Source organism: Arthrobacter sp. FX8, from assembly GCF_026723805.1.
Lineage (GTDB): Bacteria > Actinomycetota > Actinomycetes > Actinomycetales > Micrococcaceae > Arthrobacter.
Genome location: NZ_CP113505.1, coordinates 2,696,110 through 2,712,813, shown reverse-complemented (window position 1 = coordinate 2,712,813; position 16,704 = coordinate 2,696,110). Strand labels below are relative to the sequence as shown.

Sequence of the window (16,704 nt, the reverse complement as noted above, 5' to 3'; positions counted from 1 at the left end):
CGCTCTTGACGGACATGTGTACTTGTTAGACAATCGATGAGTCGTCACGCCGATGTGGCGCCGCTCACCATCTGGAGTCCAATGTTTCAGCAGATCCTTGACCCCATCGCCGGGTCCCTCCTGCTTTCCGCCCTGTGCGCGGCCCTTCCCCTGGTCCTGCTGTTCGTCCTGCTGGGCGTCTTCCGGGTCAAGGCCGCCAAAGCTGCCATCGCCAGCTTGGTCCTGTCCTTCGTCCTGGCCGTCGCAGGTTGGCAGATGCCCCTGGACCAGGCCCTCAGCGCCACCGCCGCGGGCATCTTTTACGGGCTGTTTCCCATCCTGTGGATCCTCGTCAATGCGCTCTGGATCTACAAGCTCACCGTGGCCACGCACTGGTTCGACGCCCTGGGCCGGACCATCCGCTCCATCTCCAACGACCTGCGGATCCTCTCGATCCTGATTGCGTTCTGCTTCGGTGCGCTCCTCGAATCGCTGGCAGGCTTCGGCGCGCCCGTCGCGATCTCCGCAGCCATGCTGATGGCCGCCGGCATGAAACCGCTCAAGTCCGCCGTCGTCTCGCTGTTGGCCAACACCGCCCCGGTAGCCTTTGGCGCCATGGCCGCGCCCATCATCGCCCTGAACGGCGTCACCGGCCTGCCGCTGCACGACCTCTCTTCGATGGCCGGCCGCCAAACCCCCTTCATTGCCCTCATCGTGCCGCTGCTTCTGGTCTTCATCGTGGACGGCAGGCGCGGCCTCAAGCAGACCTGGCCCGTTGCGCTGGTGGCCGGCGCCGCGTTCGCCGCCGCGCAGTTCATCACCTCCAACTTCCTCGCCGTGGAACTGACCGACGTGGTGGCCGCGGTGGTCACGGTGGCTGCGGTGCTGCTGATGCTGAAGGCCTGGCAGCCGAAGGAGTCGGTGCGCGTGGAAGGATCGGTACAGGATGTGTCGGTTCCAGCCATGGCCGGCCGAGAGAGTGCGGTCGGCAACGGCACGCAGGTAAGCACGACGGCGGGTGCCCGGCAGGGGAGCGTTCCGGACCGTTCCGGAGTCCCCACGGACAATTCCCGCCCGGCGCCCCGTGAGGTGTGGCTCGCCGTCGCACCCTACCTGATCATCATCGCCGTGTTTTCCATCGCCCAGATCCCGTTCATCAAAACCTGGCTGGGGCAGGTGGGCACCGTGACGTTCGCCTGGCCCGGCCTGCACATTGGGGACTCGGAGGGCAAAGCGGTAGCGGCCACCAAATTCAAGCTGGACCACCTCAAATCCACCGGGACGCTGTTGTTGCTCTCCGGCCTGCTCACCATGGCGCTGTACAAAATCCCGGTTGGCAAAAGCCTGCGCGTCTATTGGGAAACCCTGAAGCAGTTGCGCTGGACCATCGTCACGGTCACCACCGTCCTGGCCCTGTCTTTCGTCATGAACCTGTCCGGACAGACCACCACGCTGGGATTCGCCCTTGCCTCGGCCGGCGGCTTCTTCGCCCTCCTTTCGCCGCTGATCGGCTGGATCGGCGTGGCCCTCACCGGCTCGGACACATCATCCAACTCCCTCTTTGGCCAGATGCAGGCCACCGCCGCCGGGCAGACCGGACTCTCCCCGGTACTGATGGCCGCCGCCAACTCCTCGGCCGGCGTCATGGGCAAGATGCTCTCCCTGCAGAACCTGGCCGTCGCCGCCGCCGCGGTGGGGCTGGAAGGCGCAGAGGGAACCCTGTTCCGCAAGTTGATCGGCTGGAGCCTGGGCCTGCTGGCCCTCATCACGGTACTGATCTTCCTGCAGTCCACCCCCTACTCGGCTGGATGGTTCCCTGATGCAGAAACTCGAATTTTTCCGGCAGGCCGTGGCCGATCCCGCACAGGTGAAGACCCGTGCCATCGACCTGCACGCCAACGCCCATGACGCCTCGCACTTCCTGCTCATCCCCCAGGCGGTGGCCGTGGCCAAGGACGCCGCGGAGGTGGGCGCGCTGCTCCGGGCCAGCGCGGCGCAGGGCGTTCCGCTCACCCTTCGCTCCGGCGGCACCAGCCTCAGCGGACAGGCCGTCACGGACGGCGTGCTGGTGGACGTGCGCCGCAACTTCCGGGATATTGAAGTGCTCGACGGCGGTGCGCGGGTCCGCGTGCAGCCGGGAGTCACGGTGCGGGCCCTGAATGCGCGGCTGGCGCCCTACGGGCGCAAGTTCGGGCCGGACCCTGCCAGCGAGGCCGCGTGCACCATCGGCGGCGTGGTGGCGAACAACTCCTCGGGCATGAACTGCGGAACGGTGGACAATGCGTACCGCACACTCGAGTCGCTCACCGTGGTGCTGCCGTCCGGGACGGTAATTGACACCGGGGCAATGGACGCGGACACCCGGCTGCGGACGCTGGAAGCGGAACTGTATGACGGCTTGGTGCAGCTCGCGGCAAGGGTGCGGGGGAACAGCGATTCCGTGAACCGCATCAGGCAGCAGTTCAGCATGAAGAACACCATGGGCTACGGCCTGAACTCCCTGCTGGACTATGAGCGCCCGGTGGACATGCTGGCGCACCTGATCGTCGGCAGCGAAGGCACCCTGGGCTTCGTGGCAGACGCGGTGTTCCGGACCATCCCGCGGCTTTCGCACTCCGCCACCGGCTTGCTTGTCTTCCCGGACCTGCAGGCCGCCAACGCCGCATTGCCGGCGCTGGTGGACACCGCCGCCGCCACGGTGGAACTCCTGGACGCGCTCTCGCTCAAGGTGGGCCAGACGCTGAAGGGAACTCCCGCCGTCGTACGCGACCTTGCGGTGCGCGAACACGCTGCGCTGCTGGTGGAATACTCCGCCGGGCAGCCGGACCAGGTTGCGGCACTGCGTGAGGTGGGCGAACGCGCCCTCGCCGGCCTCAAGCTGGCGGCCCCGGCGCAGTTCACTGCTGATGCGTCCGCCCGCGCCCAGCTGTGGCACCTGCGCAAGGGCCTGTACGCCTCCGTGGCGGGTGCCCGGCCGCAGGGGACCACGGCACTGCTGGAGGACATTGTGGTGCCGGTCCCCGTCCTGGGCCGCACGTGCCGTGAATTGATAAGGCTGTTCGACAAGTACCGGTACGAAAACAGTGTGATCTTTGGGCATGCGAAGGACGGCAACGTCCACTTCATGCTTACGGACGGCTTCGCCACGGCGGAGGAGCTGGACAGGTACAGCGCGTTCACCGAGGACATGGTGGACCTGGTCCTGGGGGAGGGCGGCTCGCTCAAGGCGGAGCACGGCACCGGCCGGGTGATGGCACCGTATGTGCGGCGGCAGTACGGGGACGAGCTGTACGGCGTAATGCGCCGGATCAAGGAGCTGTTCGATCCCGCCGGCATGCTCAATCCCGGCGTGCTCATGGACGATGATCCCAAGGCGCATCTGCGGCACATCAAGACGGCGCCGCCGGTGGCTGAGGAAGTGGACCGCTGCGTCTCCTGCGGGTACTGCGAGCCGGTGTGCCCCAGCAAGGACCTGACCCTGACGCCCCGCCAGCGCATCGTCACCCTGCGCGCCATCGAGGCCGCACGGCTCGCCGGCGACACGGCGTTGGTTAAAGAGCTGGAGCGGGACTACGACTACGAGTCCGTGCAGACCTGCGCCGTGGACGGCATGTGCCAGACGGCCTGCCCCGTGGACATCAACACCGGCTTGCTGGTCAAGCGATTGCGCCGCGAGGACGCCGGTCCGGTGGCCAACGCGGCCTGGAACGCTGCGGCCAAGCACTGGGGCGGGGTCACGCGCGGGGCTTCGCTGGCCCTGACCGTGGTGGACAGGCTACCGGCCCCGGCCGTCGTGGCGCCCAACAAGGCGGCGCGTGCGGTGCTGGGCACGGACACGGTGCCCCTGTACTCGCCCGAACTGCCCGGCGGCGGTTCCGTACGCAAGCGCCCGACGCCGGACCGGGCACCGGACGCCGTCTACTTCCCGGCCTGCGTGGGGACGATGTTCGGGCCCGCCGGTGCGGGTTCCCAACCCGGTGGTCCCGCTGGCGGACGGGGCGTCCAGTACAGCCTGGAGCAGCTGTGTGAACGGGCCGGGATCACGCTGCTGATCCCGGAGGGCATCGATTCCCTCTGCTGCGGGACGCCGTGGTCTTCGAAGGGAATGGGGGCCGGCCAGGCGACCATGAAGGAGAAGACCCTGGCGGCGCTGCGGGAGGCAACCCGGGACGGCGAGCTGGCCATCATCTGTGATGCGTCGTCCTGCACCGAGGGCCTCCGGCAGGTGGTGGAAGCCGACGACCCGCTGGTAGGTCAGCGGCCGTTGCGGATCGTGGATGCCGTGGACTTCGTCGCCGAGCGCATTCTGCCCAGGCTGCCGGAGCACGCAAAGCTCGAGTCCCTGGCCTTGCACCCCACCTGCTCTTCCACACGGATGGGGATCAACGGTGCCTTGGAATCGGTGGCCCAGGCCGTGGCGGAGAAGGTGGATGTGCCGGTGAACTGGGGCTGCTGCGCGTTCGCGGGGGACCGCGGAATGCTCCACCCCGAGCTCACGGCATCCGCCACCCGGAAGCAGGCTTTGGAAGTGGAGCAACTGGACGCGACGGCGCACGCCTCGTGCAACCGCACCTGCGAGCTGGGCATGACCCGCGCCACGGGCCAGGACTACCGGCACGTGCTGGAACTGCTGGAAGAGGTCACGCGATAGGGAACCGGTACCTTCCCGCCACGTGCTCTCCCGGACAGCAGCGGATCGACCCGCTGCTGTCCTACCCGGATCGGTGCGGTGCCCAGCAGCTGCTGTGCACCGCCGTCGGGGGAGTCCGTGGGGATGATCAAGAGGCTTGCAGAATTCTTGATTAAACCTTGCAAGGCAATTGCAGAAATATTAATTCGCGTTCGCAAGAGTAGGCGCAGCCGGACAAAATTCGGTTGATGCGCGCTGCCGGTCTCAAGTAGGCAGCCCCATCTGGAAACTTATTCTGGGGGCACAATTGTCTGAGGTTTTGAACGCTGATGTCGATGGTAAGGAAGAGAACGGTTTCAGCCGTCGCAGGGTAGTCGCGGGCGTTGCCTGGTCGCTTCCCGTTATCGCCACGGCCATCGCGGCTCCGGCTGCCGCGGCATCACCAGGGCCAACCGTGTCCTCGTCGGTCACATGGGGGCTAGTTGGGCCAAAAACTGCGACAGGTCCCTTAGGCTCACTCGCGATTCAGGCGCCGACGAGCTTTGCTGTCCAAACCGGAACTGCTTTTGCCGGAGGTTCCCTCTCCTACACAATTGCGATCAAGGCTGATAAGACCGAGCAGAATGCGTTGGTGAATATTTCCTCAGTTTCGTCAGCAGCTGGCACGGGCTCTCCAGTTACTATCAAGCAAGGCGACAAGTCAGCTACCTTTAGTGGAACTCTGACTGCCGCCCAGGGCAATCAAACACTCAGTGTTGTTCTGAACGGATTTACCTACACAAGGCCTAACAAATCAGGTCAGTACACGTACACGGCTACGCTTTCGGTCAGCGGAATCGTCCCGTCGGTGGTTTCCACACTGACTGTCACGTTCCCGTGATCTGGCACCACTCCCGCCACGTCGCCCAGGTCTGCACCCAACCGCGTGCCCGCGTCGCCCTGCTGCACCTCGATGCAATCCAGCCGGTGGTGTTGGAGGGTCCGGCCGCCGTCATCTGGGACCTCATCGATGGCCAGCGCAGCGAGCAGGACATCTTCGCTGAGCTGGAAGCCACCTTCGAGGACCAGTCAGGACAGATGCAGGCGCAGGTGGAAGGCTTCCTGGCGAGCCTCGAAGCGCAGCGCCTGATCGAGGCTGCCCGCGGCGTTTCCCACTAACGGCATGACGTCCGCGGGGCTCTCGGGGAGCGCACAGTCGGCGTGGCAGCAGCGCCTGTTCGAGGAGTTGGCAAGGGGCGGGGACCTGCTGTGCCTGAAGGTCTTGGGGCAGCGGTTTGTGGTCCGCTGGGGCCCTGCGGTCACGTGGCAGCAGCGGGCAACAATGAGCTTGGCCTGGGCGCGGTGCATCAGCAGCAGCCCTGAGCCCCTGCTGCCGCCGGAGCCAATGGAACCCACCGGAGTTAGTCAGTTCACGGCCTCAGTCACCTGCGCCTCCATGAAGTACGGGGACGGCACCTTCCATATTGGAACCGCGTCCTTTGAGGAGCTTGCTGAGAACCTCACGTCACGGCTCACGGTGTCGGCGATTCTGGCCAATGCCGGTGAACTGACCATGCTCCACGCCTGCGGGGTTGCTGATCCGGGCACGGGGGCCGTGGTGGCGCTGGTGGCCAAATCCGGGACAGGGAAGACCACCGCAGCTTCCGTGCTCGCCAGGACCTACGGCTACGTCACGGACGAGACAGTAGCCGTCGCCTGGGACGGCTCCGTGGTCCCCTACCCCAAGCCTTTATCGGTCAAGCAGGAAGCCTCTGCATCCAAGCGCCAGATAGGGCCGGACGAGTTTGGTTTGCAGCCAGCCCCGGCCATGCCCTTCATCCAGTGCATCGTGCTCTTGAACCGCGTCCAGGGGGCGAATCCGGTGGCTCCAGCGCTGGAACGGGTGCCACTGGCCGAGGCCCTGCTCGCGCTCATCCCTGAATCGTCCTCGCAGGCAGAATTCGTGGATCCGCTGCAATCGCTGTGCCGCCTCATCGAGAGTGTCGGGGGAGTGTGGCAGGTGACCTATTCGGAGGCCGCGGACCTGCCGGCCGTCCTGGAGCCCCTGTTCCGGCTGCAGGCAACCTCGAAATCGGCGTGGGAACCCGCCACAGAAGAAGTTGCCAGACGAGGACCCATTCCGGCCGGCAGGATCAGACGCAGGACCCCAAAAGACGCTGTGAAAATCGGCGCCGAGCTGCTGGTCATGCTGGACAACGAGATAGTGCGCCTGACCGGTATCGGACCCGCGGTCTGGGAAGCCTGCGCCGGGCCGGTAGGGCTGGACGACGTGATGGACCACGTAGGGAAGGTGCACGGCGAACCCGAAGGTTACCGGGCCGCCGTCGCAACAGCCGTAGAACACCTCATCGCCAAGTCGGTATTGGAGCGCGGCGAAAAGTAAGACCGCCTGCAAGGCGCGTACAAAGACCTGAATCTGAGGAATCATCATGAGTACAACAACCACGCCCCCGGAAGTGTCTCCGGGCCTGGACCTGGCGGACTACCTGAACATCCTGAGGGTGTACTGGAAAGCCATTGTCGCCTTCACCCTGCTGGCCACCCTGGCAGCTGCGGGATGGACCGTCCTGCAGCCAAAGATCTACTCCTCCGATTCCAGCGGCATCGTGGTCACGCCGGGCTCGGACAACGTGAGCCTGGCACTGGCCGGCGACAGCCTGGCCAAGGCCAAGGTCAAGAATTACGAATCCGTGGCAAAATCGCGGCTCGTCGCGGACCGGGTCATCCAGGCCCTGGACCTGAAGACAACTGCCGATGCCCTCCTCGGCAGCATCAGTGTCAAGGTACCGCTGGACACGGCCGAGATCAGGGTGACCGCACAGTCCACGGATCCGGCAACTGCGCAGCGGGTGGCGGATGCCTGGGTCAACGGACTGGCCGCCCAGGTGGAGGCTATCGAGACGGCGCCCTCCGCCGGCGCATCCGGGTCGTCACCGAGTGCAGAGACGGCTGTCCGCGTTCTCCCGCTGGGCAAAGCCGTGCTCCCCACCAGCCCCACATCACCCAACACCAGGCTCAACCTGGCGCTTGGCGCCTTCGTTGGCTTGGCCCTTGGCGTGGCTTACGCGCTGATACGCCGGCACCTGGACCGGCGCATCCAGAAGGCTGCGGACATTGAACGGCTGTTCGGCGTTCCTGTGATTGGCACCCTCCCTGTGGACCACCGCCTGGATGGGAAGAGCACCATTGTGGACGCCGGCACCGCCGCGCAGTTCCATGACGCCGGCGGCGCCATGGCCGAGGCTCTCCGCGAGCTGCGCACCAACCTCAGTTTCCTGGACGTGGACCAGCCACCACGGATCATCGTGGTCACCAGCTCAATGCAGGCAGAGGGCAAGTCAACGGTGACGGCCAACTTGGCGGTCACCATGGCGGCAGCAGGTGAAAACGTAGTAGTGGTCGACGGCGACCTCCGCCGGCCCACGCTGGTGGACGTCTTCAATCTTGTTCCCGGAGTTGGGGTAACCGATGTGCTCACGGGCACCGCCCAGCTCGCCGATGTCCTCCAGCCCTGGGGTGCGCTGCCCAACCTCTCAGTCCTGGGATCAGGCCGCATCCCGCCGAATCCCAGCGAGCTGCTGGGCTCCCGGGCCATGAAGAACATGCTCAGCACCCTGGCCAAGGACGCTGTTGTCCTGATCGATGCACCGCCGCTTCTTCCGGTGACGGATGCTGCTGTCCTCTCCCGCGTGGCCGACGGTGCCATTGTGGTGATTCGGACCGGCAGGACCACCCAAGAGCAGTTGGACCAGTCCCTGGGGAACCTTGAGAAGGTCAAGGGGCGCGTCCTGGGAGCCGTTCTCAACTACGTTCCCATCAAGGGAAGGGACGCCTACTCCTACTACGGAACATATTCCTCGGCGCCCATCCCGCCGTCTGCGGGAACTGAGCCCGTAGCCGGCAGGCTGGGCGCCGATACCAGCGACGTGCTGGAAGCCGTCCCTGGCAGCCGCAGGACCAGGATCTAGGGGTCCCATGACGTTCACCGGACACCAAACCCAACTAAGCATCCCGGAGGGCGTGCTCCTCGGCCACGCCCTCGTGGCGCGGTTGGCGGACAGTTTGGGAATACGGGTCTTCTTTATCAAAGGACCAGTCAGCGTCATGCAGGGGCTGCGTCAAGCCAAAATATCGGCGGACGTGGACGTTTTTGTGGATCCCTCCAAGCTGGATGAATTGCTGCAGGCTGTTTCCGATCGGGGCTGGCGTAAACGCCCCGTCGATCCGGACAGTATGACTTCACCGAAGCACTCGATCACGGTCCATCATACGGAATGGCCTTGCTGTATCGACATTCATTTCCATTTTCCGGGGATGGAAAAACCCCACAGGGACTGCTTCGAGTCCATGTGGGAGAACACCCATACGATCGAACTTGCAGGACAGCAGTTGAAGGTCCCGGTAAGAGAGCTTGGGACCTTGTTTGTGGCCCTACACGCCTTGAGATCACCCGGCGTGGCTGCATGCCGCCAAGAGCTTGAGTACCTTGCCGAGTTCACGCGGCTGGAATCCCAGTCGCAGGCGCTCTTGGAGCTCGCTACAGCCACGGGCGCCCTGGCCGCCGTCCGGCCCTTCCTTGAAGGTCTTCTCCCCGAATCAATAACCCCTGCATGGCCGGAGCCCACTTTGGAGTGGCGCAACCGACTCATGGCGCAGGAGCCTGGGAGCGCACGGCTGATTGCTATTACGCAGGCTCCATGGCGTGATCGGCCGAAGATTCTGTGGCGGGGTGTCTTCCCGCAAACAGAGGTTCTCCTCAGCCGGAACATCTACGCTGACATGTCGCTTCCAGGACGACTGGCTCAGTATCGTGACCGGTGGGCCAGGTTTCTTCGTGCAGTTCCGCGCCTTGTCCGCGACCTTCGTCACCTCCCCTGAGGTTGCCATGGGTGAGACTATGCATCGTGGCAAATTCCCCTAGTTGGCTGGTGTTTGGGCCTTCCGATTCCGCATCCGATTGCCGATTAGCACACCAAATTTGTTAAGGTTCAGCTATGACTAAGGGGAAAGCTATTACCAAAGCCGTCATTCCTGCTGCCGGATTGGGGACACGCTTCCTGCCCGCCACCAAGGCAATGCCGAAGGAAATGCTGCCGGTGGTTGATCGCCCGGCCATCCAGTATGTGGTGGAGGAAGCGATTGACGCAGGCCTCACGGACCTGCTGATGATCACGGGCCGCAACAAGCGCGCCCTGGAGGACCACTTTGACCGCGAGCCGGGCCTGGAGGCCGCGCTCGAGGCCAAGGGGGACAAGGACAAGCTGGGTCTGGTGGAGTACGCCTCCAACCTGGGCCCCATCCACTATGTCCGCCAGGGCGAGGCCAAGGGTCTGGGCCACGCCGTGCTGTGCGCCCAGCAGCACGTGGGCGACGAGCCGTTCGCTGTCCTGCTTGGTGACGACCTCATCGACGAGGCTGAGACCCTCCTGAGCACCATGATGGAGGTGCAGCAGAAGACCGGTGGTTCTGTGATCGCTTTGATCGAGGTTGATCCGTCGCAGATCAGTGCCTACGGCTGCGCAGACATCACTGCCGTGGACGGCGAGGACTACGTGCGCGTCAACAGCCTGGTGGAGAAGCCGGCCGTCGGCGAAGCTCCGTCCAACCTAGCCGTGATCGGACGCTACGTGCTGCACCACTCTGTGTTCGGGGTTCTTGAGAACACCGAACCGGGCCGCGGCAACGAGATCCAGTTGACAGACGCCCTGCAGACCCTTGCCGCCGGCGAGGGCGAGGGCTCCGGCGTTTACGGCGTGGTCTTCAAGGGCCGCCGTTACGACACCGGCGACAAGCTCAGCTACCTCAAGGCCGTGATCACCCTCGCATCCGAGCGCGTGGAGTTCGGCGAGGACCTGAAGACCTGGATGAAGAACTTCGTCGGCTAGGCCCGACTCTCTATCGCTTTTTGGAGGCCCGTTGCCGGAAGGCGGCGGGCCTCCTGCGTGTTTTGGCCGCCAAGGCTGCCAGGAGGCCTCCCATGACAGCTCCTGACGTGTTTGTCACGATGTCTGACGGGCTTGCAAAGCGGTCGTGAAGAAACATGAGCTGGCCCAGCTCGATGCAGCCCGAAACCAGCAATCCAAATGCCCCGATCTGCCACCAACGTTTTTCCGGAAATGCGAGTGCACTCACAAAACCGACCGGTACGAATAGGACGACGTTGGCGGCGGCCTCGATAAATTTGTAATTGAACCAGCGGGGAATGCCGTGGTGGTGGAGGAAATCCAACACAAAGGCTAGCTGCCCTGAGACTGGTTGGTCTACGGGTGTTGGCCAAAATGCGACAAGCGCCAAAGGCACCGCCATGGCCGCGAGGATTAGCTGCCACAGCCTGTGGTTGTAGAGGTGCTTCAAAAAAGCCTCAGGACGTCCGTAGAAGGGCAAAGGCAGCTGTGGCTAGGGCACAGGCCGCGAGAAGTACGAGGAGGGCGTAGCCCAGTACCTGTGGCCGGGGGAGTGGAACAGAAAAGTCGTATTCGCGTGGTGCTCTGCGCCAATGTCTCCCCATAGTTCAAATAGATACCACACAAAGCAAAAGTGGGTGCTTCTCCGTTTCTGGAGAAGCACCCACCTTCATTGGTGCTAAGAGCTGTTGTTGTTAGGCAGCAACCTCTGCCTTGGCGCGGCGGCGAACCACCACAACGGAGGTCGCACCGGCGGCCAGTGCGCCCGCGCCCACCAGGGTCCAAAGGATCAGGCCGGAGTCGGCGCCGGTGTTGGCGAGGCCGCCGGTGTTAGCCAGCGGAGCACCGGCGGCGTTACCGCCGGTGTTGGCCAGTGAAGCTGCCACGGTAACCGTTACGGGCCCGACGGTGACACCGGACTGGGTGCCGGTAGCGGTGATGGAGTAGGTCCCGGCTTCGCTGATCGCGATCGGGAGTGCGACAGCGCCCTGGGCGTCTGCAGTAGCTGACAGGTTCTGAGCCTCGGTGACGACGGCGATGCGGGCGGCAACCGCACGGTTACCAACGCCAGCGCCGTTGGAAGCGGGAGCCTGGCCGGGCGTAACGCGGATGATCAGTGGCTCGCCAGCACGGAAGCCCTGGCCGCGGAAGATGAAGGATTCGCCCGGGCCAACGACACCGTCAGAAACGGCTGCCTGAGGCGGAAGAGCAGGGTAGGTTGCGGCCATGGCAGGAGCCGAGCCAATGAGTGCGATGGAGCCCGCAAGCGCGAGTGCAGCGAAAGTCTTCTTCATGAGTGTCCCCCGGAGACGTTTAAGTTTTTGATACCCGATTTAGGGGAAATGTCCCCTCTGCACGAGACCGTGTGCAGAACTACGGATAGATATCCCAAGAAAGACGGTACCATCCTCAACCAGCAGTCACCAAGCTCAATCAAGTCGGTTTACATAGTGTTAACGCCACTGTCACTGTCCTTGCGCGCAAGACTCATTCTGCGTGGGCAGGACAACGTCCTTTACAGACTGCACACTGGGTGTGACAACCAAGTCAGGTTCGGAGTGCTGAACTATTTTCCCGAAAGTGAACTCAACGGTCTTGCTTTCTCCGGGTGCCAGCTGCTGAGCAACAACGCCCACGGGCCTATTCGCGTGCAGGTACGGCGCAAAGGGTGTCTTTTGGCCGTCCACGCTGGCTGATTCGACGTTTGCTTGGACAGGCCCGTATACCACGATGTTCGTCTGTATCGTCCCTGGCCTTACCCCGAAGACACCTCCTCCAGTCACGTAGGCGGGCAGCGACGTGGCCGCATCCCCAGCGGCTGTGTTGCTACTAATGATGCGAATGGTTGTCTGTTCGTAGCCGTCCGCCGGGCATTCCTTCACGAGCTGAACAGTGCGCTTCACGTAGTAGTCCATCTTGGCTCCAGTGCCGTCGTTGAAATAAACCCCAAACTGAGCGGGAGCCACGCTTGGTCCAGAGATAGAACCGCTCAGAGGGTATTTTGAAATTACAGACTGCTCAGCGCCGTTGGAGGACCATGCTAGGACACGACCTTCTTCAGTGCCACGGATCATCCCGTTGATGATTCCCTTGGCTTCTCCCTTCCCGCTCGAGAGGGCGGAAAAGACTTCTTGGGCCACGCCCGCGAAATAGGCGTCTTGCAACTTTGGTTGCTGGATTTTGGCGTACACGTCTGATAACAAAGTCTGCACAACATTGCTTCCGGTCAGTTCGGTTGGAAGCCCTGCCGCTTTCACAGCTGCAAGTTCAGGCCCATTGACCTGAACTGGGCCCGTTGCCTGCAGGATGTAACTCAGGACCACAGGGTCGATGGAGAGGACACCATCGACCCGCTGTCCCGTTTTCCTTTCCCACATTGCTTGGGCAGTGCTGGCGGCCGTGGGGAAGTCTGGAGTCAGATTAACATCCTGCATGTATTTGCCAAGCCGCGCTGAATATATCTCTTGCTGTTGGGTGTCTACTGGCAAGGAGGGGGACATTATTCCGATATCGTTTGCGCTGCTTTGGGCGCCAAGAGAGAGCTTGCCCTTATCAAGTCCTAGGACCGCAAGGGCGCCAGGTATGCCGCCAGATGCCCGGGCTTCAGCATTATTCTGAATGATAAGCAGATAGTTCCTCGGGCCATCCACACCCAACATTCCGGGAGCGACACTAGCCGCATCGGCGGCAGACTCAAGCGCAGAAGTTGCCTGTTTGAGTTCCCCGCTAGCTTGCAGCAAGGGGCTTGCGACTTGCTGCAGCAGTTCGGAGGTGTCAATTCTTTCCAGTCTCTCCCAGCTTGCACGCACTGCGTAGGCCGAGGCTTTAACACTTGGAGCTGCGGCTTTTAGAGGCTCTAAATTAGTGCCTGAGGTACTGGGCATTAGGGTCTCCCAGTCGAGGGAGTCGTACACGCTGACCAGTGGGGTCAAACCCAGCCTCGCAACATCGTCAGCCGAATTGGCGACCTGGGCAATTGCGCTGAGGTTCGGACCCAGCCACGGTAATCCCGATGTAAGCGTCCAAAGTGGATCTTCCGCTGAATGACGAGCGGCAGCAGTGTGGTCTCGAATTTTGGAGAGCGTGCTCGTTGCCGCTGCTGCATTTGAGGCTAGGATTTCTTCCTTTAACTGGGGGACCAGGGACGTTGCCGTTTCCAGATCCGTTCTTATTGCGGCGGCTTTGAAGGCTAGCCAAGCCGCTCCAGCACCAACAAGCGCACAGAGAATAAGAAGTGAAAATGCAACTCTGAGCAGCCTTCCTTGTTTTCCCTGTCTGGCGCGTTGGGCCAAATCTGCAGGTTGATCAGTCGACAGCGCCTGTTGAGGATATTTGTCAACCATTGTCAGGGGCGGCCGAGTCCACGATACGACCATCCGGCGGCTCGCCACTTGCTGGCATCCAGAATATTCCTGCCGTCAAGAATTCTGGGAGTTGAGACCAGAGCCGCCGCTTCGTACGGATCGAGGTCACGGTATTCCCGCCATTCGGTCAGCAGGAGGAGTGCGTCTGCTCGATGCAAGGCATCATTGGTGGACTCTTCATAGTGCAGCTCCGGGAAACGTCGGGCAGCATTGGAGAGGGCTTCCGGATCTGTAACTGTCACGACCGCGCCCTGCAATTGTAATTGGGCAGCTATGCTTAGTGCCGGCGAATCACGGACGTCGTCGCTTTCCGGCTTGAACGCGGCCCCTAAGACCGTGATTCGTTGTCCCATAAGTGACCCACCGAGCAGTTCCCGAGTGAGTTCCACTACCCGGGTCCTTCGCCGCATGTTGATAGCGTCAACTTCTCTAAGGAAAGTCAGTGCCTGGTCAGCGCCGAGTTCCCCGCCCGGGCCATGAAGGCCCGTATGTCCTTTGGGAGGCAGCCTCCACCGAACCCGATTCCGGCGTTGAGGAACTTTCGTCCTATCCTGTCGTCCATACCGATGGCATCAGCTAGTAGGGTTACGTCAGCGCCAGCGGCATCGCACAACTCAGCCATAGCATTAATGAAGGAAATCTTGGTTGCCAAGAAAGAGTTGGCAGCGGTTTTTACCAGTTCAGCTGTGGGAAGGTCTGCAACAATCCTTGGTGTCCCCGCTTCGAGTGGAACGGCGTAGACACGATCCAGTACCTGCACGGCATTATTATCTTCAGAACCACCATTGACGCCATATACGAGCCGGTCAGGGTGAAGCGTGTCCGAAACGGCGTGCCCTTCACGGAGGAATTCTGGGTTCCACATCAAATGGGCAGTAGGTTCCGCTTCGCAGACTATTCGCGCGAGTCTCTCAGCTGTGCCGACCGGTACCGTCGACTTACCTACGACGACGTCGCCCGGAGAAAGGTGCGCGACGAGTGCCATCGTGGCCGCATCAACATAAGTCAGATCGGCACCGTTTTCTCCCTTTTTTGGGGGGTGCCCACACAGATGAAGTGCACTTCACTTCCTTGTGCAGCCGACATGTCAGTTGTGAATGACAGTCTTCCGGTCGACTGTACTTCCTTGAGGAGGTCCTCCAGTCCGGGTTCGTAAAAAGGAGCCCGTGCCTCAGAAAGCTCAGAGATTTTTCTTTGGTCCACATCGATGCCAACGACTTCGTGCCCGAGTTTAGCCATGCATGCTGCATGCACCGCCCCGAGATAACCACAGCCGATAACCGAAATGCGCATTTTTTGCCTTCCCAGTACCAGGATTGGCGGATTTTCCGCCATAGATTTAGCCGGAGGTGGTCAGACCGCACCGGTGCTTTTGAACACTGCCTTGAAAGTCTTGAAAAGGATGATGATGTCGCCCATTAGGGACCAGTTCTCTACATAATAGAGATCCAGACGAATGCTCTCTTCCCAAGTGAGATTCGACCGGCCACTTACCTGCCATAGACCGCTCATACCTGGGCTGACATATAGCCTGCGGTGTGCCGCATCGTCGTAAAGAGCAACTTCGCGTTCACGTTGGGGCCTGGGCCCCACGAGACTCATGCTGCCGTTTAGGACGTTGAGGAGTTGAGGCAGTTCGTCGAGAGAATATTTACGAATCACTTTACCGACAGAAGTAATTCGTGGATCATTGTCTACTTTAAACAGTGGTTTGTTGGCGGATCCCTGCGCGCGAAGAAGGTCGGAAAGTTCCGCGTCAGCATTTACTCGCATCGATCTGAACTTGAGCATGCTAAACGTTGAACCGCGCAGACCAATTCTCTCTTGCCGGTAAAAAATTGGTCCTCGATCTGTTAGATACACCAGCGCAGCAACAACCACGAACAAGGGCGATAGGCATATCAATAGAGCACCAGAGATGGTTATGTCAAAAGTTCTCTTGGCAACTTTCTTCCCGCCGGTCAGCTTAGGTGTTGATACGTGTATTAGTGGCAATCCCGCCACAGGCTGGGTATGAATTCGCGGCCCCGCAATGTCTGTAAGTGCCGGAGCAAGGATCATTCCAATGTCTTGGGCGGCCAATTCCCATCCCAGGCGGCGCAAGTCAGTGGGATGCAAGTTGACGCCGGCGGAAACGGCTACCGCATCAACGCGGGCCGCCTTGATAGCGCCAAGGATTGAATCGAAATCCGATTCTTGACCCAGTATGGGGAGGGACAGATCGCGGGTTGCGCTGCCGCTGAATGCGTATCCTGGAACGTGTGCAGCTACGGGTAGATATCCTGCCGCCGGAGCACTCTTCAGGGACTTGGCCAAATGCTCCGCCGAATGCGGACCTCCGATAATCAGAACTCGGGAACAGCTCTCTCCGCGGCGACGTTCAAGTGCCAAGTGTTGACGCACCAGCCAGCGCGCCACTATGAGCCCTGCCACCCCTGCGGGAAATGCGAGCCCGACAAAACCTCGGGCGGTATCTATGCGAGTGGCATATGACACGACAGCCACGCAGCCGAACAGCCAAACAGAAGCCGCCAAGACCCTCTTGTACTCTTCGGAACCAGATCCCAGGATCTTATACTCGCGCGAACCCCAGATGGTGAGCATTGTCCACCATGCAAGGGCAAGGCCGGCTGAAAGTACAAGGTAATCGGTATCTCGCAAACTGCCATCGCTTAGATCGGAAAATCCAAAGCGCACTGCGTAGGCCCCTAGTACCGCCCATACCACTACGCAAGCGTCTACGATACCGAGCCGGAATCTGTAGCGAGCACGCCAATCGCGCCTGTTTGATGCCATGTCCCCCGGCCCCTCTTCCACATCTATATCA

Annotated in this window: 11 protein-coding genes and 2 pseudogenes; 8 read left to right on the top strand and 5 right to left on the bottom strand. The window is 61.8% G+C overall.

The window, feature by feature from the left end; genetic code table 11:
* Positions 1 to 81: 81 nt before the first annotated feature.
* The 8 genes and pseudogenes from OUO20_RS12580 (at position 82) to galU (ending at position 10,494) form a co-directional block, all read left to right on the top strand.
* Positions 82 to 1,799 (top strand): annotated as a pseudogene (locus OUO20_RS12580) (L-lactate permease).
* A complete protein-coding gene (locus OUO20_RS12575; protein WP_268001862.1) occupies positions 1,799 to 4,630 on the top strand; it encodes an FAD-binding and (Fe-S)-binding domain-containing protein in 2,832 nt (943 codons plus the stop codon). Before OUO20_RS12580 ends, OUO20_RS12575 begins: the two are co-directional and overlap by 1 nt.
* 298 nt (positions 4,631 to 4,928) lie before the next feature.
* Positions 4,929 to 5,489 (top strand): hypothetical protein, encoded by a 561-nt coding sequence (locus OUO20_RS12570; RefSeq protein ID WP_268001861.1) that lies wholly within the window; start codon positions 4,929 to 4,931, stop codon positions 5,487 to 5,489.
* Positions 5,486 to 5,767, top strand: coding sequence for a PqqD family protein (locus tag OUO20_RS12565; protein WP_268001860.1), 282 nt, complete (start codon positions 5,486 to 5,488; stop codon positions 5,765 to 5,767). Before OUO20_RS12570 ends, OUO20_RS12565 begins: the two co-directional genes overlap by 4 nt.
* Before the next feature lie 4 nt (positions 5,768 to 5,771).
* Positions 5,772 to 6,992, top strand: coding sequence for a hypothetical protein (locus tag OUO20_RS12560; RefSeq protein ID WP_268001859.1), 1,221 nt, complete (start codon positions 5,772 to 5,774; stop codon positions 6,990 to 6,992).
* A 46-nt stretch (positions 6,993 to 7,038) separates the two neighbouring features.
* On the top strand, positions 7,039 to 8,577 hold the full coding sequence (locus OUO20_RS12555) for a polysaccharide biosynthesis tyrosine autokinase (protein ID WP_268001858.1): 1,539 nt from the start codon (positions 7,039 to 7,041) through the stop codon (positions 8,575 to 8,577).
* 7 nt (positions 8,578 to 8,584) lie between these two features.
* Positions 8,585 to 9,487 (top strand): nucleotidyltransferase family protein, encoded by a 903-nt coding sequence (locus tag OUO20_RS12550; RefSeq protein ID WP_268001857.1) that lies wholly within the window; start codon positions 8,585 to 8,587, stop codon positions 9,485 to 9,487.
* A gap of 116 nt (positions 9,488 to 9,603) precedes the next feature.
* Complete coding sequence (gene galU, locus OUO20_RS12545) at positions 9,604 to 10,494, top strand: UTP--glucose-1-phosphate uridylyltransferase GalU (RefSeq protein WP_134164035.1); 891 nt, start codon at positions 9,604 to 9,606, stop codon at positions 10,492 to 10,494.
* Positions 10,495 to 10,504: 10 nt separating this feature from the next.
* On the opposite strand, the gene OUO20_RS12540 is transcribed toward galU, so the two are convergent.
* The 5 genes and pseudogenes from OUO20_RS12540 to OUO20_RS12520 all read right to left on the bottom strand — a co-directional run bounded on the left by OUO20_RS12540 (position 10,505) and on the right by OUO20_RS12520 (position 16,673).
* Entirely contained in the window at positions 10,505 to 10,963 is a 459-nt protein-coding gene (locus OUO20_RS12540; protein WP_268001856.1) for a VanZ family protein, read from the bottom strand.
* Positions 10,964 to 11,207: 244 nt separating this feature from the next.
* Positions 11,208 to 11,807 (bottom strand): LPXTG cell wall anchor domain-containing protein, encoded by a 600-nt coding sequence (locus OUO20_RS12535; RefSeq protein ID WP_268001855.1) that lies wholly within the window; start codon positions 11,805 to 11,807, stop codon positions 11,208 to 11,210.
* A gap of 171 nt (positions 11,808 to 11,978) precedes the next feature.
* Positions 11,979 to 13,805: a DUF4012 domain-containing protein gene (locus OUO20_RS12530; RefSeq protein WP_268001854.1), complete on the bottom strand. Its 1,827-nt coding sequence runs from the start codon at positions 13,803 to 13,805 to the stop codon at positions 11,979 to 11,981.
* Positions 13,806 to 13,858: 53 nt separating this feature from the next.
* Positions 13,859 to 15,170, bottom strand: a pseudogene (locus OUO20_RS12525) (UDP-glucose dehydrogenase family protein).
* 60 nt (positions 15,171 to 15,230) lie between these two features.
* The gene (locus tag OUO20_RS12520; RefSeq protein WP_268001853.1) at positions 15,231 to 16,673 is read right to left on the bottom strand and encodes a sugar transferase; all 1,443 of its coding nucleotides are present in this window, start codon (positions 16,671 to 16,673) and stop codon (positions 15,231 to 15,233) included.
* Positions 16,674 to 16,704 lie beyond the last annotated feature (31 nt).